Raw genomic sequence first — 21721 nt, forward strand, 5'->3', positions numbered from 1 at the left:
CGGAGACTGTTCCGAGAAACAAGACTCGATATGACGAAGCAACCCGCCGCGAGCCTACTGAGGTCCGGCGGGTTTATTTTTGCGGCTTGTTTGGGAAACTTACGCCAACACGGTATTTTTAATGACGGTCAGTACCCCGTCTTCGCGGTTACTGGGTGCGTGGAATCGAGCGATTTTCTTGATGGTGTTGTGGGCATTGTCCATCGCGTACGAGTGATGGCTTTGTTGCAGCATTTCCACATCGTTGAGGTAATCGCCAAAGCTCATGGTTTGCTGGCGGCTAAACCCTAAGGTGTGTTGCAGGTGTTCAATGGCCGCGCCTTTCGAGGCTTGCGCGTGCATGATGTCGAGCCAGATTTGCCCACTCACCACGACCTGATGACTAGTGCCAAACCCCGCGTTCATGGATGGGAATACGTGAGTTTCGGTGCCTTCAAAATGACAAATAGCAATCTTAATAAATTGGTCGTCGACTTTGAGCAAATCATCCACGTATTGGCAGCGATGGTAATAGTTGGAAAATTCCGCCAGTGCGTCAGGATCTTGTGTTTCGATGTAGGCTGACTGTTTGCCGCACAGCACAATGTGAGCGCCTTTGATCGCGCGCGCTTGAGTAATGATGTCACCAATTGAGTCTTTTTCCATTGGGCAGCTATACAGTTCTTGGCCTTTGTGCATCACTAGGGTACCGTTTTCGGCAATAAACATCATGCGGTCACTGATCGGCGCGAAGGTGTCCAGCAGGCTGAAATACTGGCGGCCTGAAGCGGCAGCAAACAGGATGTTTTTCTTTTCTAACTGAGCATAGATGTCGAAAAACTCGGGATTTAACTGGCTGTTTTGATCCAAAAGTGTGCCGTCCATATCGGTGGCAATAAATTTAATCTCTGATGATGACATGTGCTTACCTGAACTATTCAACGCTAAGAGCCTGCCCAATGTGCAGGTGACTAGCGGTTAAAGTACAGGAAATGACAATGAACTCAAGTACTGTTATTGGCTTGCCGCGCGCCGTCGGGCATTTTTCTGTCACTGTGGCCTTATTGATGGTAACGACCAAGGCTGTAAACCCTGCGCTAGGGTACGCCCCCAGCGCCAAGCTGGGGCGGCGACACCAGTTAGAGTACGGTGATGACCGATTCCATAGGCAAGCGTGCTTTAGGTAGGCCGTGGTTATAATCATCGCCCGATTTATGGTAGCCCATGGCGAGAGCAAAGCTGCATTCAAACCCGTCCAGCTCTTGTTCAAAGATGTCGCCAATCAATTGAGGGTCGACCCCTTCCATCGGCGTTGAATCAATCCCAAGCCGAGCGAGGGTATGTAAGGTATTGCCCAGCGCAATGTATGTTTGTGCTTTGGTCCAGTGGCCGTTAAAACCGGTTTGATCGGTATTGCTTTCGGCAAAGCCAAACGCACCGTCGAGCATGGCGTCATAGCGGTCGGCGGGCAGGTGGCCGGACGTGACTTCGGCATCGACGACTTTTTTGTAATCTTCTTTGGTGAAGCGCGGGTTATGCGCAAACAAGATCGTATGTGACGCCTCTTTGGCGTGGGGCTGATTGAACTGGAACTGGTGGGCAAAGGTGTCGTAAAAACGTTGTTTGGCGTCATCGCTTTCCAATACGATGAATTTCCATGGCTGGGCATTAATTGACGACGCCGACAAGCGGATCGCTTGTTTGATGATGTCCATGTCTTCGGCGGAAATACGTTGAGAGGCGTCGTACTTTTTGGTGGTATAGCGAGTATTGAGGTCTGCGATGATTGGATGAGTCATAAGGGTTCCTGATTGGGTCTAATAAGTGTGTTGAGGCCAGTGCAGCCCTTGGTTTGCGCTGGCCTTGATTCTATCACGGCGCGTTGTTCACTGGGCAGTCATGGCGGCGATAACCAAAGAATAACGGGCCGTTGGCGAAGAAAAAAGAGCCACAACACCCAATCATTATGGAATAAAGTGACCATAATAAGGGCTGAGTTGGGCGGATTGCATTAAACTGGGGAACGCTTTATTCTAAGAGACTGATTTTAAGATAGTATTAGGGTTGCCATGAGCTCGGATGCGTTTTTTGACCACCTGTTTGAATATTCACTGCAAGTCACGCCCTATTTGGCAGGGGCGCTGGCACCACTCCCGGAACCGCCGCCAGAGCTTGGTCTGTTGCATATTGATAGGCCATGCAGTGACACCATCCAAGCCTTGTATGAGCGGCTGAAATCCGCAAACCCTGAAGCTGGCCCCGCCTACTGGCTGACCCGCAGCTGGGATGTGATTTGCTGGCAACCTGTGTACGTTGCGTTTGTGTCGATTTATACCTTACATGGACTGCCTGAACTTAAGCGAATCGCCCAGACGGTGCAGTCCGAATTTGTTTCTGGGTATCAATTTGATTCGGCTCAGCATCAACATGGAACAGAGGAAGCTCTGATTGCCCAAGCGGGCGTTGAGCTCGCTACCTTGTTTGAGTTTTACCGCAACGAAATGAGCCAGTGGACTCGAATACGCCCTGGTTTTACTCGTCATTTGTTGGCCGACTGTGTACTGGGATGCTTGGTCAAGCTCAGCCAGTTTGCGCCCGATAAACCGGTTGAAACCCTGCTTGAGCATGCTCAGCTGTGGCTTAAAGCGTGCGGTTTGCCGCTAGCGCTCGCCGATACCTTGACGGTGGACAACGACACTGGCCGGCTGAAGTTGGTCCGAACCAGTTGCTGCCTTGTGATTAAGTGTACGGGTAGGGAACTGTGCCAAGATTGCCCGCGCCACCCTGACAACAAACGCTAATTCAGAGTGGTCCGCGGCGCTATCTTAGTGGGCAAAGGCTTATGATGGGTTAAGCGGCTTGGGCTCTAAGGGTTTGTTTGGATCGCTGAGTGCCTGATCGTTGCCACTCAAGCCTAGGTCCGTTTCGCTTAACATCGCCAATTCCTCGGCGGCATTGCTTGCCACCAGTTTATGTCGGCTATAGAGACCGTAGTATGCAATCCCCATTAGATAGAGGCCGAGCGTCATATAAAAAGCCATCGGGTCGAAGGCGTAGACGCCCGTCATGGCGACTAAGGCCAGTAGCAATGAAACGCCAGAGGTGAGTATGCCTCCTGGTGTTTTATACGGGCGCGGCAGTTGCGGCTGTTTGAGGCGCAAAAGAATATGGCTGAGTGACATGAGTGCGTAAGAGACGGTTGCGCCCACGACGGCCATGGCGAGGATCCGATCCCCTTCTCCGCTCAATGACACCATAAACCCAAGCGCACCGGGAACGATTAAGGCGCGCGCTGGGATTTTTTTGTCATTGGTCAGGGATAAGTTTTTGGGTAAGTAGCCTGCCCGTGACAGCGCAAAGACCAATCGACTGTAGCCGTAGATGATCGAGAAGAACGAGGCAATTAAACCCGCCAACCCAAGTAGGTTGACCAGAGTTGCCACCGTCGGGTTTCCTGTCAGTTTCAAGGCGTCGACCAAGGGCACCGCGCTTTGAGCGATCACTTGAGAGCCGGCGGCGCCAGCCAGTAACACGGTGACCAAGGTGGCGGTGAACAGCAGGAATAGCATCGCACCTATAATGCCTCTGGGGACGTCTTTTTCCGGTTGTTTGGCTTCTTCGGCGGCCAATGGGACGCCTTCTACGGCCAAGAACAGCCACATGGCAAAGGGCAGAGCGGCCCAAACACCATGCCAGCCAAAGGGCAACCAGACTGACGCGTGCTCGGTGGCAGGGGCGATATCAAAAAGACGGTTCCAATCAAAATGAGTGATCAAGACACCTGCTGTGATCAGAATCGCCACGACAGCCAAGCCACTGATTACCATCATCAGCTTTAGGGCTTCGCCCACCCCTGTGAGGTGAATTGCAATAAACGCGGCGTAAAACAGGGCGTAAACCCAAGGGCCATCGACCCCGAGCAGTTCGTTGACCGCAGAGCCGATAAAAATCACAATGGCCGCCGGCGCGAGAACGTACTCGATCAGCACCGATAATCCGGTGAGAAAGCCACCCGTTGGCCCCATGGCGAGACGCGCAAAGCTATAGCCTCCCCCTGCGGTTGGTAGGGCGGCCGACATTTCTGCCAGCGATAAAACCAAACACAGATACATCACCGCCATGGCAATGGCAGCGAGACAAAAGCCGCCCCAGCCTGCCTGAGCCAAACCAAAATTCCAGCCTGCAAAATCGCCGGATATCACGTAGGAGACGCCAAGGCCGGCCAACAGGACCCACCCGGCACTGCCACGTTTGAGCTGCCGTTTGGCCAAATATTGTTGATGTTGAGACATAGTAAATCCTTTTACTGGTTAACAGGTGTGGTTAGGACATTAAGAAATTGTCATCGTTGTTGGGTTGTTCAGGGTCATCTTGAACGCTGATCACGGAGTGATCTTTGAGAGTGATACCGGAGCGCTCAAGCCTGCGTGCTTGATCCAGCAAATAGAATGCTCGCTGGCTGGCTTGATCGTAATCGAGTCCTTGTGGGCGAACGTTGGAGATACAGTTACGATCGGCATCTTTGGTGCCCCGTTTAGCGTGCCAAGTGAAATACATGCCTAGGCTGTCGGGTGAGGTCAGCCCCGGCCGTTCGCCAATCATCATCATGACCACCTTAGCCTGCAAGCATTCACCCACATCGTCACCCACGGCGACTCGCCCCTGACGCACAATGGTGACTGGCGCCAATGTCCAGCGGTGCGAGTGATCGTTATGTAATAGAGACACTAAACGACGAATCACGGGGACGGCATGCGTTTGTACCGCAAGGGCTGAGAGGCCATCGGCGATGACAATGGCGAGATCAACTTGTGCCTGAGGGGCATGGTCATAAAGCCGTTGTTGATGAGGTGGATAAAGCAAACGGCCGAGATCGGGACGTTGTAAATACATCAATCGATCGCTGGCTTGGCTATCGACGACCTGCGGGGGCTGATGGGTGAACGCCGTCAATGGCTCGCAATCGCTGAGCGCCTTCACTAAGGCATCGGTATCGAGCTGGCAGTGTACGGCATCGATCGCTTGAGCGTGGTCGAGTTGAAAAGAGAGCAGGGCATCGGTTGGAATGCTGGTGCCACTGCGGCCCAGTGCAATCCGAGCCGACGTAAAATCACGCAATGTTTGCCAAGGGTTGTCGGTCACATGGGCGTGTTGCTGCAACGGCGGTTTGGTTTTAGCCATGGCGTTTCCCCTTGTTTGGGTTGGTGTGCAGATCTTGAATCGCCCCTGCAAATCGTCCGCTAGGGTGATCGTTCAAACGGACTTGTGGCACGTTGTTGAAAATCTGCATGTCGATCAGCCATTGTTCGAACTCGGGGGCGGGTTTGAGCCCGAGGACTTTACGTGCGTATAGGGCATCGTGAAATGAGGTGGTCTGATAATTGAGCATGATATCGTCTGAGCCGGGGATCCCCATGATAAACGAGCACTGGGCGACTCCGAGTAAGGTGAGCAGGTTGTCCATATCATTTTGGTCGGCATAGGCATGGTTGGTGTAACAGATGTCACACCCCATGGGCAGGCCGAGTAACTTGCCACAAAAGTGGTCTTCCAAACCCGCCCGTATGATTTGCTTGCCATCAAACAGGTACTCAGGCCCAATAAATCCGACCACGGTGTTAACCAATAAGGGGTCAAAGTGGCGCGCCACGGCGTAGGCGCGTGCTTCACAGGTTTGTTGATCGACGCCATGGAAGGCGTTGGCCGATAACGCAGTGCCTTGTCCGGTTTCAAAATACATGACGTTGTTGCCTAGGCTACCGCGATTGAGCGACTGCGCTGCCTGCTGCGCTTCCTTGAGCAAGGGCAAATTCACGCCAAAGGCTTCATTGGTGCCTTGCGTTCCTCCGATAGATTGGAAAACCAGATCGACGGGCGCCCCTTGATTGATGGCTTCAATGGTATTGGTGACATGGGTCAAGACGCAGGATTGGGTCGGGATGCGATAGTTCTGGATCACGTCGTCCATCAGTTTTATCAGCTTGATGGCCTGAGGGACATTATCGGTGGCTGGATTAATGCCGATCACGGCATCACCATTGCCATACATTAATCCGTCAAAAATGGTGGCCGCGATCCCGTTGAGCGAATCGGTGGGGTGATTGGGCTGTAATCGGGTAGAAAGGCGGCCGGGTAAGCCGATGGTGTTACGAAATGCGGTGGTGACCTGACATTTTCGTGCTACCAAGATCAGGTCTTGGTTACGCATCAGTTTACTTACGGCGGCAACCATCTCAGGGGTGAGTCCTTGGCGAACTTTTGTTAAAAGAGCGGTATCGGTGTGATCACTGAGGAGCCAGTTGCGAAAATCACCCACGGTCAGGTGCGCCAGTGGGGCAAAGGCATCTTGGTCATGGCTGTCGATAATCAAGCGGGTGACGTCGTCTTGTTCGTAGGGGATCACGGCTTCATTGAGAAAAGTGCTGAGTGGTAAATCAGCCAGTGTCATTTGAGCAACGACACGCTCTGCCGCTGACTCAGCGGCCACGCCAGCAAGGGCGTCTCCTGAACGTTGTGGGGTGGCTTTTGCCATCACATCGGCCAAGGATTTAAAGGTATAAACTCGGCTTCCCTGCTGGTGGCGGAAGGTGTTTGTCATCCCTGTTTCTCCTGGTTAATTTGTCGCCAAAGAACCTTGTTTTTTAGTTATACCAGAAAAAAGCGACCATTCATAACCATATGAAAAATAATAAAATTATCAATTTGGATCGGTGTAATTCAAGGCAGATGGGCGAGGCGTAGATTCGCAAGGAGGCGCCAACAAAAAACGCCGAGTCTGAGCAGACTCGGCGTTGCGATTGAATGAAGGTACGGCGAAACCTAGGTTAAGCGTAGCTGACTTTATGGTGTTGCAGTTCGGTTCTCATGCCCATGAGTAGGCTGACGCACATCGTCAGCAGGATCACGGTAAAAGGCAAGCCCGTCGAGATGGTGCCCGCTTGCAGCGCTTGTATTGCTTCTGTTCCACCAATCCAGAGTAACACGGCGGCGATGGCGCCTTCGATTGAGGCCCAGAAAATACGTTGAGGAACGGGCGCATCGACTTTACCGCCCGCGGTGATGCTATCTACAACCAATGAGGCGGAGTCAGAAGAGGTAATAAAGAACACCATGATCAACACAATTGAAATCACCGACAATAGGGTACCCATGGGCATGGCATCTAGCGCATAGAACAGGGATAGCGTGATGTCGGTTAAACCATTTTCACCCAGTTGACCGACCTGATTGACCACCTGCTCGATCGCTAAACCACCAAATGCTGACATCCATACAAGGGTAATGGTCGTTGGGATCAGGATAACAGCGCTGAGGAATTCACGTACGGTGCGGCCCTTGGAAATACGGGCGATAAACATCCCGACACACGGTGACCAAGACACCCACCACGCCCAGTAAAAGACCGTCCAGCCATGCATCCAAGCTTCGTCTTCACGTCCGTAAGGGTTGCTCAGCGGCAACATGTTCTCTACGTAACCGGAAAGCGTGATTGGGAGAGTCCCCAATGTGGTCGCTAGGCCAACCGCTACCACAAAGAGCAGCAGGGCAAAGGCGATCAGTAAGTTGATGTTACTCAATACTTTGACGCCGCCGTTAATTCCTCGGATCACGGACAAGATAGCCAAGCCGGTGACAAAGGCGATCACGCCCAATTGCAATGCCAAACCGCCTTCGACGCCGAACACATGGCTGATGCCACTGGCCGCTTGTTGCGCGCCCAATCCCAGTGATGTGGCTAACCCAAATAGGGTGGCGAGCACTGCGAGAATGTCGATGATATGGCCAAACCAACCCCAAGTACGGTCACCTAAAATGGGGTAAAACACGGAGCGAATAGACAGGGGCAATCCTTTGTTAAACGCAAAGAACGCCATGGCGAGCGCGACAACAGCGTAAATGGCCCATGGGTGAAGACCCCAGTGGAACATGGTTGCACCCAGAGCGACTTTTGCTGCTTCTTCAGTGTATGGCTCAACACCCAGAGGGGTTTCAAACCAGCCAGTGAAGTAAGCAACAGGCTCTGCCACTCCCCAGAACATTAGGCCAATTCCCATTCCAGCGGCAAACAGCATCGCTATCCAAGAAAGGTTTGAATGTTCGGGCTTAGCGTCAACACCACCGATGCGAATTTTACCAAAAGGGGAAAGAATAAGACCAATACAGAAAATCAGAAACACATTGCCTGACCACATAAATAAGGTGTCAAACGATTCAATGATTTGTACTTTGACGCCGTCCAGCGCGGCTTTGGCATCGGAGGGGTCAACGATAAGAAGGGCGACAAGAAATACAATGATCAGGCCCGCACTGGCACCAAAAACTGGGTTATGGACATCAAACCCCCACTTCTGAACATTATCTTGCCCGACGGTATAATCGGTATTGTCGATACTGTATCTATCCTTACTACTACTCATTGGTCCTCACTAATTCGTTAGAGTTCGAAATAAAAAATCGGCGAAAGGTTAACAGAATTTGGCATTAAACGGAAATTTTTCCCTATATTGCTGATAATCGTGTTGTTATATCATGTTGATATTAAGTAGAGGTCTAATGAATAATTTAGCGCGTTCCAATAGCTTAGCAAGGGTGTTGACGACTTTTCGGGTGGGGTGGGTCAGTGTCGCCACAGATGCGGACTTGCTCGTCACTCACGGGTTGAGTGAGGTTAGGGCTGGCGGGTTGCTGTGAAGGCTCGGTTTTCCCGGCCGTTGACGGACGAAGTGAGGAATTAAGGGTGAATGGCTATCGAGATGTTGACGCTGTTTTGGCCGGTATAGTGCTCAAAATCCGTGGTGTATGCCCGGGTATGCGGACAATCCTCTAAGGCAAAGTACCGCCAGATCTCTTCCCACAGCTGTATCACGGCTTGAGGCATCTCTCCGGACGCAGAAAATGTGAGGTAGCGGCCTGCTTGAATGCTTGTTGTTATCAGATCTGGCTGTTCGATGAGTGAGCGATCATCGCAACAGGCAATCACATCGAATTGACCGTCAGCGTCGGATTCATAATGGGTGTACAGCCCATAGATTCCGCTTCCTTCGGCGAGTTTGGGAATTAGGTCGGTAGAGAACTTTTGCCACAGTTGACCGATGGCGGCGGTGGCGGGATCACGCTCACGAGCGTTGGTGGTTGTGGTTTGATAGCCTGTGACGGCAATGGCATTAAGGGTTTGAGTATGCATGGAAATCCTTTCTGTGGATGCAAGTAAGACAGAGGCACAAGTCTATTCAGGGACGGCGCTTTAATCAACGCATGGTTGAGATGCGTCGCCAGATCTTTTTCTGCCTACTGTCTCCAGTCTTACTGGCCGCCAAATAGCAATCCCCTTTCACTGAAAACACCGTGCGAGATCACCTATTGTTGGCGTGATATTCGGCCGTTAAATAAGTATTTACTCTAAAAAGAGGATTGGTTTATACGAATCAAGATATGGGATGTTTTGGTTGGCTAAAGTCGAAATTTCCTAAAAAAAACAAACGATGAGCTATTGACATAAATGGGTCTATTCATGCGATCCCTGTGACCGTGTATTTTTGACGGTGTATGAACGGGAAAGTAGAGAAATAACAAATGATTAACTCCATGTTTCATAAGGAATTTTAATCTTTTTGTGTGAGTCTTAAGTGTGTCAGGGCATATTTCCTACATAAATCATAGACTTATGCGGATTGCTCTGTGATATGAGGTTGATATACATTCTCATTGGGAATATTCCCATTTAATTATAAGAGAAACAATAAATGAAACTTCGTTACGTTATAGGCTTAGTGACCCTGTTCGCTTCCGCTTTCGCATCTGCCAATGCGGGCCTTTCTTTCCCAACACACTCCGCTGCGACTGAAAATGCATCGATTGTGTTCCCTCAATCGCAACACCCTGTTGCACTGCTTGGTGGCTATACCATTGAAAACGGTATTTTCCGCTCACGCACTTATGATTGTGGTATCGACATCAGTGATCTCAACTTGACCGCTAAACTGGTTTGGGATGGCGGCGTACCTAAACTTGCCATTTTGGGTGATGACTTAGTGATGTGCCGCTCTGCGGCTAACAGCCCGTTTGAACTTGACCTTAACCTTTTCCTGAACAACTTGCCTGACCATGTTCTTCATCGTTTGGAAATGGCCAACCCAGTTGACTTCAATCAATAATCGATCTTGTCGAGAATGAAACTCCTTACTTCAGCCAGATTGTAACGATCTGGCTTTTTATTGGTCGTCGGTGCGCGTCTGTATCACGGCCTTCTCGTGACCCTACAAATGAAAATATAATAATGAAAATAAAGTTTATTCTTTCTGTTTTACTGGCGGCATCGGGTTTTACTGCAAGTGCGGTTGAGCCTATTTATAATCAATACGATCATCATAAGGCGATCCGTGACAAGGTCAGTACTTGGGTGGATTGGCAGGCTCAGGAGCATGCGCTTAGCGCGGTTGACGCGTTTAATGTCGCGAAGAAAAAGCACGGTGTGGATCCGATGGGGGAGGTGTTTTTCTCTCGCTTAAGCTTACTCGCAGAAGACAAATTTGACTTTCACACGCTAGCGCCGATTCAGCAAGCGTTAGTCAATGAAGCCTCGGCCTTGTTTATCCTCTCTCAGGCACATGATCTCCCTCACCATGAAGTGTTTCCTGCCGATTATATGCGGGCGATGTTTCTCGACCAATTTTTGACAGAGCTTGAGCTGATTTATCCATCGGCCGAAGATGAAGCCCTGTATTTGCAGCGCTACTATGAAAGTGATTTGTTGAAATTGGCGGTGTATTCCATTGCATTAAATATCGGGATTGAACAACGGGGTGAGGCGGCGTTAGTGACCAGACTCGCCCAGCAAACAGGCCATCGACACTCCACGTCTCTGCGCCAGTTTTTAATCTCAGGTTTTTCCCCGGGTGGAACGTTTAAAGCGCGTTTGGAGGGGGTTCTGTTAAATGATCTTAAACGTTTTGCCACCAATTGGAAGCCAAGCTACGACCAGTTTGTCGGCGCAGAAAATGGGCCCCATCCCTACGCCAGAGTTGGGGCCTTGACCCAAAACCTACTTTTGAGCCGGTGGGATGGGCTGCGTGACGAAGAGAAAAATCAATGGCAGGAATGGTATCACCACGTCAAGGACCTGCCCAATCAAAAATACGGCTACTCCATGGTTGGGGAGGCGGTTGTGAATGCAACGCGAGATCACAAACAGCAGCCTCACCATAGCCGCTGGGAGTTTCCGAGCTTGGCGGCGATGACGCTGGCCACTTTGGTGGCACCTGAGATTGTCGGAGAGCTGGCACTTGGGGAGTTGGCACAAGAGCTGATATTTTCCCGTCTGATGTTTGGTGGTGCTTCGGCTGCCGATGCCGTCTATACCAGTGAGGCGGTGGAACTGGCAGCCCATGAAGCGACCATCAGTGTCGATGCTCTTGATGCCAGTTCAGTACTAGAGTTGGGCGGTGTCGATAACGTGGCAGCAGTCGGCGAAGAAGTGGAAGCCGGTCTGCATCACTATGCGGGTGCAGGGGCAGTAGAAGGTGCCGATTACGTCGCCAATGTCGAGGGAGACTGGCAGCGTGTTAGGCGATTCCCCTCTAGTGATGATTATGCCTTGTACCAAGGGACAGGTTCATTTGGTGTGCATAAAGTGGCGAGAGCAGGCGCTGCGGGTTGGGTTCTCAATCAAACCACATCCGGCCTAACCAACTGGGTCTCTTCTGGTGATTATCGCCATGTACTTTTGTTGGGTAAGGGGGAACCGGCGTCGTTGTTTCGTCACTTTGGTGAGAATGTGAAAAGCCGCTACGGTATACCGCAAGGCAATATATACAGTGATGGCGATGTCGTGTCGCACCATTTGAAAAGACTGTTCCCTGAGGTCAATACGGGCAAACTTTCTCAGCTGACGTTTGCTCACCGATTGGACGTAGTTGCACACGGCAATCCTTATGGCCCCGTTTGCATTAACTCAAATGGTTTGGAAACGTCGCTGAGTCCAAGAGGGTTGGCGAGCAAGCTGTTCGATTTGGGCTTAAGAAAAGTGGGTGTGCTTAAAGTACAATCCTGTAATGTGGGCGGTGGGTTTTATCTCTCAAAATTGGCTAGGGAGCTACATAACATAGGCATCGAAGTGGGCTTTTTGTCGGCACCAAAGGGGTACTTAGTCCAACTTCCGCGTCTACCAAGAGCTGTATTTGATCCGCTGCCCAACTTTAGCGCCAATCGCTATGAAGTGATCTCGACTGGGCTTCATCAGGGCTTCCCCGGAACGCGCTACCATTGAGGTTTCGTGCCGTGATTGATTTGGGCTGATCGACGCGGCAGAAAACCGTCCATTCAGCGCCAGCCTGTCACATGAACAGGCTGGTTTAAGACAACATCGTTAGATGCTCAGCGGTGAGATTGGTGCTCGCATAATATGTTGTGGGCCAACTGGGCCTTTTAGGTAGAGTTCTCCCGTGTCCTCAAAACCACCTTTAAGATAGCAAGCGCGTGCCGTTGGGTTTTTAACGTTGACGCTTAAAAAAATGTGCTTGTAGGCAGAATAATGCTTTGCAAGATAGCGGAGTAGTGCTTGGACGCTGAGCGTGCCCAGCCCTTTTCCTTGCTGCTTTTGGTCTATTGCAAACGCTCTTAAGCCGAGGGCTTGCTCAGGACAAAATTCGTACTTGGACGCATAGGCGAGGTCCAGTTTAAAGAAACCAACGACCATTTTCTGGTGGGAAATGACGTGCAGGTGTGTGGTATCACTGCGCTGTGCAATAAAGTCTTCTGCGGTACCTGCAAACGCGATCTGCGGGTCGGATAATGTCACGCGTTTGACCGCTTCTAAATGCGATTCGTTGAGTTTTTCAATGGTTATTATATTCGACATTTTTCTTATCTGCTTATTAGGGTTTGTGGGAAAGCGGTGTGGGCGTAGAGCATCAAGCAACACTTGGGGTAATTACTTCAATGGTTATGTTGATAAGCTCGCTTTGCACTGAGGGGTACCCGTTGCGCATTGACCTGAGTGAACCTATTACCTCATGCCAATATGCCAGCCTTTATTAACCGTAGGTAACTATCTAAAATTAAAAACTAAATTATCATAGAGAGGGTTGGCCATCAAGGTCTCTAGGGTGGGGTTGTCTGGCCTGTCTTTCACTTCATTGCGCTTAGCATTCTTTTTGATTTTGATGCAAAAAAGAGGGAGGAGTTGATGACCTCCCTTTTGTCTCCGAGTTTTATTCGGTGGGGCAGCCTAAGAGGCTTTATTGAGCTTTGGGTCGCTGGTGCCATCCTCTGATTGTTCTGAGAAAATTTCTGCGACATCACTGCGCTCTAATTTCCCCTGAAGATTGCCGTCTTCATCGACGACTGGCAATGAATAGTCGCAGGAAATACTGTCCATTAACACGGCTTCAATGGCAGAATCTGGCGAAATGGCGGGTACTTCTTCGTAGATTTCCTGATGGATGTCCTTGCTGGTCTTGTCTTTTGCGGCATCGAGCAGGCCTTCTTTGGTGACAACGCCCTGATAGCCGTCTTCTGTGACATGATAGGCGTAATCCTGTTTAAACCCTCTCATTTGCGCAATGGCTTCTTGGATGTTGGTGGCCGTAATGCGGTAAGCAGGGGGCTGCATGACGGTCTCTACGGTGAGCGCGCGCGCACGATTCACATCTTTCACAAACGCCTCAACATAATCATCGGCAGGATGAAGCAGAATGTCATCCGGTGTGCCTTGCTGAACCAAGAGGCCATCCTTGAGAATAGCGATGCGATCGCCAAGGCGCAGGGCTTCGTCTAAGTCATGAGTAATAAAGACAATGGTCTTTTGCAATTTTTGCTGGAGTTCGATCAGTTGATCTTGCATTTCACTGCGGATCAGGGGGTCAAGGGCGGAGAAGGCTTCATCCATCAACAGAATTTCCGCATCGGTACACAAGGCCCGCGCGAGACCGACGCGCTGTTGCTGACCGCCTGAGAGTTGTGAGGGGTATTGGTTTTCGTACCCTTGTAAGCCAACGGTCTCAAGCCACTGTGAGGCTGTTGAGTGTCGTTGGGGTTTTTCTATCCCCTGAATTTCGAGTCCATAGGCGACATTGTCGACTACGGTACGGTGCGGAAGTAGACCAAAACGTTGAAAGACCATCGACATTTTGTGGCGACGAAATTCTTCTAACTGTTTCTGGTTGAGTTGCATTACATCAATGCCTTCGACCAAAATCTGGCCTTCTGTGGGGTCAATCAAGCGATTGAAATGGCGGATAAGGGTGGATTTTCCTGAGCCTGAAAGGCCCATGATCACAAAAATCTCACCCTGATTGATCTTAAGGTTGATGTCTTTAAGACCGACGGTGTGGCTCGTTTCAGATAATATTTGTTCTTTGCTTTCGCCGGCTTTTACCCGAGCCATAATTGACTGAGGTTTGTGGCCAAATACCTTATACAAGCCGTTGATCTCAATAAGCGGTTTAGTCATGCTTAATGTCTCCTAAGTGAGATTGAGTTCGTTTCGCGTAGGCTTGCGAGGCACGATCAAACAAAATAGCCAGCGCGACGATAGCAAAACCGTTGAGCAGTCCTAAAGTAAAGTACTGGTTAGTGATAGATTTAAGCACGGGTTGACCCAGTCCTTTTACGCCAATCATTGAGGCGATGACAACCATCGACAGGGCCATCATAATGGTTTGGTTTATGCCCGCCATTATGGTTGGCATGGCCAGAGGCATTTGAACGCCCCAAAGCCGTTGCTTGGCACTGGCGCCAAAAGCGGTGGCGGCTTCCAACACTTCTTTATCAACCAAACGGATACCAAGGTTGGTTAAGCGAATGACGGGAGGGATCGCATAAATGATGACCGCAATAAGCCCCGGAATTTTACCGATACCCAGCAGCATCACTACCGGTATGAGGTAGACAAAAGCGGGCATGGTTTGCATGACATCCAGTAAGGGGGTGACGGTCGATTGAATTCGGTTTGAACGCGCCATTGCAATGCCAATGGGGATACCCAGAACAATAGAAAGAAGGGTGCAGACCGTGATAATACTCAGGGTACGCATTGTGTCTTCCCACATGCCAAAGTAACCAATCAATAACAGGGAAACAAAGCAACCCAGTGACAGTTTCCAAGAGCGGCTGGCAAGAAACACTAAGCCCGTGCACACAGCGAGCACAATCATCCAAGGTGTTGATAGCAGTAATTTTTCAAACCAGATAAGAAAAGAGAGGAGAGGGTCGAAAAGAGACTCAATGAAATCCCCATATTCGCGAGAGAATTCTCTGTAGGCCCCATCCAGTGTTTTGCGAATCGTTCTGAGGTCAGAACGTTCCATTTCTGGGAAGTGATTAAACCAGTTTTCTGAAGACATCATTCATTCCTTTTAAAACCAAAGCCAGAGATTCTGGCTTTGGAGTACATCGAACAGGTTTGGTGTCCGTTAAAGTGCTTTTTTAACTTTATTTTCAACTTCTTTTGAAACCCATTTTGTCCAGATTTGTGGGTAATCTTCCAAGAAGTAATGCATGGCTTCTTCACCATCGGCCTGATTGTCTTCCATCCACGCCAGCAGTTGGTTCATATCGGCGTTGGTAAAGCCACGTTTGGTGAAATACTGATAAGCATCAGGAGCTCGGTTGGCGAAATCTTCTGTGGTGACGGTATGCACAGGTGAAGGAGGGTACATGGTGGTTTTAGGAGCCTCGCATTCCTCCTGTGACACACAGGTGACAAACTCTTTCTCGTCGATGCCGCTGCCAAAGTCGACCTTTACCATTTCGTATTTGCCCAGCACTGCTGTGGGGGCCCAGTAATAACCAAACCAAGCTTGTTCTCGTTCGTAGGCTTTAGCAATTGAGCCGGATAGGCCAGCACTTGAACCGGGGTCGACTATCTCAAAACCAGAGTTATCCAGTTTCAATGCTTTGAATAGGTTGCCAGCACTGATCTGGCAATTCCAGCCAGCAGGGCAGGTGTAGAAGGCCGATTTTTCAGGGTCTTCAGGGTGTTTAAACAGGTTGGCGTGTTTTATTACCCCTTCTATGGTCGCCAGCTCAGGGTGTTTTTCAACCAAATAAGCGGGTACCCAGAATCCCTCTTCACCGCCCTCTTTAAAGGAATAACCCGCATAGCGAACTCGTTTCTCGGCCACGCCTTTATCAAGCGCGACCTTAAGGCCATTACTCCATAGCTCAGGCGCCACATCCGGCTGGCCTTTCTCAACCATGGATGTGCCAGTGGGCATGGTATCCCCGGGGATCAGTTCGGCGTCACAATCATAGCCGTGTTCGAGGATAAAGCGGTCGATGTTGGCAATAAGGCTGGCAGAATTCCAGTTCATATCGGCGATGGTGACTTTGCCACATTCACTCGCCATTGCCTGTGAATGAATGGCGGTGTTAGCGGCGAGTAAAGCGAGCACAGCGGTTCTGTATAACATGTCGATTTCCTTTCTAATGTATATAAAGATAGCTTACTCAATAAATGTTTAGAGTTCAAACTAATCATCTTGTGATTATGGGTGTTTCATGTCACTTTTTAGGGAAATTTATCGGTATATTGCATAAAAAGTGATAACCCTTCCTCTTATCTCTTTTAGAGGTCTAATTAAGTTGGCCAATCTGTTGACCACACATTTTTGATGTCTGGCCATCCCCAGTTGGTCAGTTGGACGTTTTTTAGGACGCCATGAAATCTCAAAGTCTGCCGGTGATGGAAGAGGGGGCTTAACCAATATTGGGTGATCATGGCGGAGGCAATCGGCTCTAATGCCTCAAGATAATGTTCAAGTTGGGTGGTTGAGCGCAGGGTGTTGAGCGAATGGGTTAACCAATCACTTAATGTTTGCCCCAAGCAGTGTTGCACCACCGGATTGTGGTACAAGCTACTAAAGGCGGAGGCGTGGCGGTTGTCATCTAAATTAATGTTGGTGATCACCAAAGTCTCTGACAGTTTATTGTTTTGGGCGAGTTCACTGAGTGCGCGATAAGAATAGACATTGACGGTGACTTCTGTCCCCAGCGAAGCCAGCATGGTTTGGATGGCGTAGGCGCAGTTTTTCAGTGCAGAGTAATCGTAAACGGCGATCGTGATGTGGTGGGGCAAATCCGTTGCTGGGGCATTGGGTCGCACAATGGGTTGCCACATTGGCAGTAGATTGCTGGCCTGCTCGCAACCAAACAATGTTTGGCTTTGACTGAGTTGCTGGTAAACGCGCTGTGCGCTGAGGAATGAAGAGAGGTATCGGCGTTGATCCTCATTGAGCCCGGCTGTGCTGGTTTGGTTAAACAACACAAACAGGCATCCTTCCTCAATGCGAGATTGATGCGAATCATCGTCGGTCTGATGACCGGCCTCTGCCGCCAGATAGTAGCGACATTCACGGCTTTCTTGGGCGCCTGGCTGATTGGTTTGAATTTTTTTATCGGCGAGTTGATGTTCTTCTAACTTCCAAATGGTGACCTGATCGGTCAAAGCTCGGCAGTGGTAATATTGCTCAAAGGCGTCTAAACAAAGTCGTGTTTGTGAATGTTCACTTACCTTAAAAGGACCAGAACCAATAACATTTAGGTTGTTTTTCTCGCTTAATTGGCTCATGGGTTGAATGGCGTATTTTACGCCCGATATCAGCCCACCAAAACCGAAGTCGGGTTTGTCTAGTTGGAAGACGATTTGATTGGCCATCGGTGCGGTAATGTTGACTAAATGGGACAGTTCTTGGCGATAGTTGGGGAGCGTCGAGAGTTTGGTGAATAAGCGCGCAATACCGTCAGCGTCCAGTGCGCTTCCATCATGGAAGGTGAGTGCGGGTCTGAGATAGAAGGTCCACTGATATGTGTCTTGATCGTAATGCCAGTGATGCGCTAATTGCGGTTCAAGGGTCCCATCCCTATGACTGCTCACCAAACAGCAGTAGATTTGACGAAGAAGAAACCGTTCGCTTGATCGTTGCAGTTGGTGAGGCACCAGTCGTTCAAAGGAACGTTTGTAGGTCAATTGTATATGGAGTCGTCCTTCTCTGAGCGACGCACCGGAGGTCGTACGCAGCAGGCGGCCAAAAGCGGCCTGATCATTGTCAAGAATAAGCAGTGCTTTTTGGTATTGACCAAGTCGCACCCGTTCGGAGGCCAGTTGCTGCTTGAGCTGGTCGAGAGGAAGGTTGAGTTGCAAGCTAGAGCGTTGATTCCGGCCCACCTTAGGTGTCCATATCAGCCAACCGTGTTGTTGCATCTGATGGAGTAAATTTCGAGCGTGGCGAGGGCTAGTGCAACAGAGTTCGGCGAGCTGGGGCAAGACAACTTTGACCGCCTCACCTGTCCCAAGTGAAGTTAAGCGGGTGTAATAACGCAGTAAGGTTAAATCGGACATAAGTCCTCCGGAAAAATCAAAATAAGCACCAATTTCGTACAATAATTTCCTATTTTAATTGAAAATGGTGGCTTATAAGTCAAATTAAGGCATTTTTCGGTTAAATAAGGATGGATAAAATATAATTATTTCGGTTTTTGTCTGCCTATTAAAGAGGGACAATAGCGAGGCTAAGGCATGAGCTGAAACACCAACATGGCCATCTGCTTTGTCGTGTGATGACAAGGGCTGGATGGCTTAAGGGTTGTCATGCTTGGCTCGATTATGCTCAATGTGTGTTTGACATGGGCTGATCAATAACGCAGCACTGGCAACCTTATTGCTCCTACCCCCCAACGGGTGGCCAGTGCTGTTTTTCTTGTTCGATAGGTGTTTGGACAGGGCCGAACCGATTATTTTATGGCGAGGCCTTTACTATTAAGGTAGCTCCTAATATGGGGTCGAGATTCCCCCGCCAGCTTGCCCGTGACTTGTTGAGACCAGTTTGTTTGTTTTTGATTACTGCCGCGCTGGGCGTAATAGGTTTGCATGGTTTGATCATAGCTGGCGATGTCTTCCAGATTGAGCGCCTGATATTGATTGTCGTGGACCATGACTTTGGTGGGCAGACGTGGTTTAACCTGAGGGTCTTGGTCGGGGTGGCCTAGGCACATGCCGAATAAAACAGCGCAATAATCAGGCAATTCAAGTAAGCGATCAACGGATTCAGCCGCGCTTCTTAATCCACCAATATAGACCCCACCTAACCCCATCGACTCTGCGGCTAACAGGCAGTTTTGTGCCATGATCCCACAGTCTACGGCGCCGATCAGGGTCAATTCAGTATAATCGGGTTGTACCTCAGGATTGATTTTAAAGTGCCGTTGGTAATCAATACAAAAGACCAAAAATTCGGCGGCACTTTCCACATAAGGCTGATCGCCGGACAGGTGCGCGAGAGCCCGACGTTTTTCTTTATCCGTGACTCGAATGATCGAGACCACTTGCAACATACTGGACGATGATGCGGCCAAACCCGATGCCAATATGGTCTCAAGTTGATTAGAGTCAATGGCTTGAGAGGTAAACTTGCGGATTGAACGGTGAGATAGAATAGTTTCGATGGCAGGTGTCATTATGGATGGCTCCTTGAACAGTTTTTTATGCAACATAGCGATTGCTTAGTAAAAAGTCGAGTCATAAAGCAAGGTGAGGTCATCAATTTGGCGGGTAACGAAATCGCTTATTTGTGTTTGGAGTCGATACGCGTGGCAATCAGGCCATCGGTTTAAGATGGCCTCAAAATGACTAGGTTAGAAAACACCAAGCTAAGATTGCCTAGAGGGGTTTGTATATTTTGGTGCGCTCTCCTCGATTTCTCCCTGTAATGTAGACGCCGGTAACCTGATTGGCTTGTGTCGCGGAGGCGGGAATCCAGTTGAGGCCAATGTCGCTAAAGGTTTCTGTGATCTGGTCATTTTGTTCGGTAGGGTCGAGAATGAAGCTAAGGTTGGTGGGCCCCCATACCGGTGCGCTCGTGTTTTGCCAATTGTCGATCAGTTGTCTGGTGACAAGTTGGGCGGCGACTTTAAGCCTTGGACCTGAAATATTAGCAAACTGGAAGTATTCCACACCTGTGTTATGGATGGTTATCGCTTTGTCGTTTTGGACAAACAAGTGGGTGGTTTTGCTCGCGTCATACGGGAGGGTCCTCGCGATGGTTCGTGTCACGTTGTCGAGCAAATACAGGCTGGTCGTGGTGACGGCGACCGTGAATTTTCCGTTCGGTGATGAGTCCATCAGTTTGACTTTGCCATCGATATCGACCGTTCCAAGCTGCTGGGTATTCGGCAATTTATTGGTCCAAATGAGTGTGTTTTTTGAGGCGAGAGCGACGACAAGTTGCCCATTTGTGGCGAAACTGGCTGTGCTTACATCATTGATCGTCAGCGGTAATGTACGGCTGAAATCATTAATTTGAAGCAGCTGAGGCGCTGCGAGATCGTCGGAGATCAGCAATAGTTCGCGGTCATCTTTGGAAAAAACCACCGTATTTTGATCTGATCGCAGCAAATAGACCTCGGGGTCCATCGCCAGTGTTTTTGCATCTAACTTTCGTAGCTGATCGCCATTGGCGTTAAATCCATTATTGATCTCGGCAACAATGATGCCTTTCTGGTAGAGAGGGACCATCCATTCAAAATTATCATTAAAGCAGGACGATGCCGACAGTGGAACCGTTGGTTGAGCGGGAACCGGAAGCGGAATTTCGCTCCCTGATGCTCCGCCATAGCTATCAAATAAGGTGTCTCTTGTTGCTCGAGCGATGGGGACTGACGCGTTTATGTTACCGGCCTTATCCTGAAGGCTGGTGAGAAAAATACCATTGCCACCGGTGTTATTACACACAAAGCTCTCTGTCGAGGTCAGAGTCGGAGTGTACAGCTTATAGGACTGAACGCTATTGAGTGCTGGCACAATTTGTTTGAGTTCATTGGAGGTATTTTTAATATAACCATAGAGGTAATCCATGTAGCCTCCATAGTGGTCATCATCATCATCGTCGTCATCATCATCGTCAAATGATGTGATTGTTGTTTGTTCAGCAGCACGGTACGCGATGGCTTGTCGAGTCGATGTATCTAGCTGTTTGATATTGTCATTGGCATCAACATAGATGATCCGACTGTTTGCTGGGTTGAGAGCGATGGACTTCATCCTTGTCAGCCCGGTATCACTTTGAGAGCCGTGAATCAGCAGGGAGCCATCCAACGAGATATGCCGAGACTGCTGAGTCCGTAAATTGATCGCCGACAAGTCCAGCGTTTTGTATTTGATCATGGCGTCAAGGGCTTGCGCAATATTGACCATGGATGAATCACTTGAGCCCTGTTCCTGAGCTTGCCGTAACGAGGCCATAAGCATGGCAGTGGCATCGACAGGACCATGACTGATGTCAAGAGAAAGAAAGTCAACCCCAACGTGTTTACCCAGTTTTTCATTGAGATATTGTTTGGATTTCTCAACACTCGCGCCCAGATCTGGGTTGTAAAGCATTTCACTGTGTAGCAACGTTGTGAAGGGGGAAATAATACGGATTTCAGCTGGTGAGGTGAGTATGGCGCCGTCGACCTCCATCATGCGTGAATAGTCACTGGTTGCTGCGACCTGTTGTTCGTATTGACTGCAGACACCATCAAGGTCGGGATCGGCGCAGGTGGCGATTTTTTGATAGTGGTAGGTGGATACAACATTGGGTGATGAGGCTCCTCCAGAGTCGCTATCACTGCCGCCACAAGCCGTTAAAGTGAGCACGCCAGATACTGCTATGGCGACCGCGTGTTTTTTTGTTTTAGTAAGCATAATTAACCAATAGTTTTATAACGTTGTTTATATCTCAGGTTTTTTAACCAATAGTTTTATAAA

The 21721-nt window shown here is 49.6% G+C and carries 18 protein-coding genes; 4 read left to right on the forward strand and 14 right to left on the reverse strand.

Features of this window, described 5'->3' with window-relative positions; translation table 11 throughout:
- Positions 1 to 99: 99 nt before the first annotated feature.
- Together HLM86_RS07705 and HLM86_RS07710 are read right to left on the reverse strand one after the other, a co-directional pair.
- Positions 100 to 900 carry a Cof-type HAD-IIB family hydrolase gene (locus HLM86_RS07705; RefSeq protein ID WP_170882536.1) on the reverse strand — a complete coding sequence of 267 codons (801 nt, stop codon included), beginning with the start codon at positions 898 to 900 and terminating at the stop codon, positions 100 to 102.
- 218 nt (positions 901 to 1118) lie between these two features.
- On the reverse strand, positions 1119 to 1778 hold the full coding sequence (locus HLM86_RS07710; RefSeq protein ID WP_170882537.1) for a nitroreductase family protein: 660 nt from the start codon (positions 1776 to 1778) through the stop codon (positions 1119 to 1121).
- Positions 1779 to 2048: 270 nt separating this feature from the next.
- On the opposite strand from HLM86_RS07710, the gene HLM86_RS07715 reads away from it, so the two are divergent.
- The gene (locus tag HLM86_RS07715) at positions 2049 to 2780 is read left to right on the forward strand and encodes a siderophore ferric iron reductase (protein ID WP_170882538.1); all 732 of its coding nucleotides are present in this window, start codon (positions 2049 to 2051) and stop codon (positions 2778 to 2780) included.
- A gap of 39 nt (positions 2781 to 2819) precedes the next feature.
- On the opposite strand, the gene eat is transcribed toward HLM86_RS07715, so the two are convergent.
- The 4 genes from eat to HLM86_RS07735 form a co-directional block, all read right to left on the reverse strand.
- Positions 2820 to 4271 carry an ethanolamine permease gene (gene eat, locus HLM86_RS07720; RefSeq protein ID WP_170882539.1) on the reverse strand — a complete coding sequence of 484 codons (1452 nt, stop codon included), beginning with the start codon at positions 4269 to 4271 and terminating at the stop codon, positions 2820 to 2822.
- A gap of 31 nt (positions 4272 to 4302) precedes the next feature.
- Positions 4303 to 5160, reverse strand: a complete 858-nt coding sequence (gene eutC / locus HLM86_RS07725) for an ethanolamine ammonia-lyase subunit EutC (RefSeq protein ID WP_170882540.1) — start codon at positions 5158 to 5160, stop codon at positions 4303 to 4305.
- Positions 5153 to 6577 carry an ethanolamine ammonia-lyase subunit EutB gene (locus HLM86_RS07730; RefSeq protein ID WP_170882541.1) on the reverse strand — a complete coding sequence of 475 codons (1425 nt, stop codon included), beginning with the start codon at positions 6575 to 6577 and terminating at the stop codon, positions 5153 to 5155. Before HLM86_RS07730 ends, eutC begins: the two co-directional genes overlap by 8 nt.
- A 226-nt stretch (positions 6578 to 6803) precedes the next feature.
- Positions 6804 to 8396: a BCCT family transporter gene (locus HLM86_RS07735; protein WP_076588423.1), complete on the reverse strand. Its 1593-nt coding sequence runs from the start codon at positions 8394 to 8396 to the stop codon at positions 6804 to 6806.
- A gap of 136 nt (positions 8397 to 8532) precedes the next feature.
- Here HLM86_RS07735 and HLM86_RS07740 point away from each other — a divergent pair, with 136 nt between their 5' ends.
- Entirely contained in the window at positions 8533 to 8670 is a 138-nt protein-coding gene (locus tag HLM86_RS07740; RefSeq protein ID WP_170882542.1) for a hypothetical protein, read from the forward strand.
- Between the two features lie 40 nt (positions 8671 to 8710).
- Here HLM86_RS07740 and HLM86_RS07745 read toward each other — a convergent pair whose 3' ends face one another.
- A complete protein-coding gene (locus tag HLM86_RS07745) occupies positions 8711 to 9163 on the reverse strand; it encodes a GyrI-like domain-containing protein (protein WP_170882543.1) in 453 nt (150 codons plus the stop codon).
- A 559-nt stretch (positions 9164 to 9722) separates the two neighbouring features.
- Between HLM86_RS07745 and HLM86_RS07750 the strand changes: the two genes are divergently transcribed.
- Complete coding sequence (locus tag HLM86_RS07750; RefSeq protein WP_076588427.1) at positions 9723 to 10133, forward strand: hypothetical protein; 411 nt, start codon at positions 9723 to 9725, stop codon at positions 10131 to 10133.
- Between the two features lie 122 nt (positions 10134 to 10255).
- On the forward strand, positions 10256 to 12244 hold the full coding sequence (locus HLM86_RS07755; RefSeq protein ID WP_217702136.1) for a hypothetical protein: 1989 nt from the start codon (positions 10256 to 10258) through the stop codon (positions 12242 to 12244).
- 99 nt (positions 12245 to 12343) lie between these two features.
- Here the strand turns inward: HLM86_RS07755 and HLM86_RS07760 are convergent, their stop codons facing one another.
- From HLM86_RS07760 to HLM86_RS07790, 7 genes are all read right to left on the reverse strand, one after another.
- Positions 12344 to 12826 (reverse strand): GNAT family N-acetyltransferase, encoded by a 483-nt coding sequence (locus tag HLM86_RS07760; protein WP_076588593.1) that lies wholly within the window; start codon positions 12824 to 12826, stop codon positions 12344 to 12346.
- A gap of 378 nt (positions 12827 to 13204) precedes the next feature.
- Positions 13205 to 14428, reverse strand: a complete 1224-nt coding sequence (locus HLM86_RS07765; protein ID WP_076588429.1) for a quaternary amine ABC transporter ATP-binding protein — start codon at positions 14426 to 14428, stop codon at positions 13205 to 13207.
- Positions 14421 to 15320 (reverse strand): ABC transporter permease, encoded by a 900-nt coding sequence (locus tag HLM86_RS07770; RefSeq protein ID WP_076588431.1) that lies wholly within the window; start codon positions 15318 to 15320, stop codon positions 14421 to 14423. Before HLM86_RS07770 ends, HLM86_RS07765 begins: the two co-directional genes overlap by 8 nt.
- Positions 15321 to 15389: 69 nt before the next feature.
- Positions 15390 to 16388 (reverse strand): ABC transporter substrate-binding protein, encoded by a 999-nt coding sequence (locus HLM86_RS07775; RefSeq protein WP_076588434.1) that lies wholly within the window; start codon positions 16386 to 16388, stop codon positions 15390 to 15392.
- A 167-nt stretch (positions 16389 to 16555) separates the two neighbouring features.
- Entirely contained in the window at positions 16556 to 18316 is a 1761-nt protein-coding gene (locus HLM86_RS07780; protein ID WP_170882544.1) for an SgrR family transcriptional regulator, read from the reverse strand.
- 392 nt (positions 18317 to 18708) lie between these two features.
- Positions 18709 to 19431: an oxygen-insensitive NADPH nitroreductase gene (gene nfsA, locus HLM86_RS07785; protein ID WP_170882545.1), complete on the reverse strand. Its 723-nt coding sequence runs from the start codon at positions 19429 to 19431 to the stop codon at positions 18709 to 18711.
- 202 nt (positions 19432 to 19633) lie between these two features.
- Complete coding sequence (locus HLM86_RS07790; protein ID WP_217702138.1) at positions 19634 to 21658, reverse strand: hypothetical protein; 2025 nt, start codon at positions 21656 to 21658, stop codon at positions 19634 to 19636.
- Between the last annotated feature and the right edge of the window lie 63 nt (positions 21659 to 21721).

The sequence above is a fragment of the Vibrio ostreicida genome, assembly GCF_013074385.2.
Taxonomy (GTDB): domain Bacteria; phylum Pseudomonadota; class Gammaproteobacteria; order Enterobacterales; family Vibrionaceae; genus Vibrio; species Vibrio ostreicida.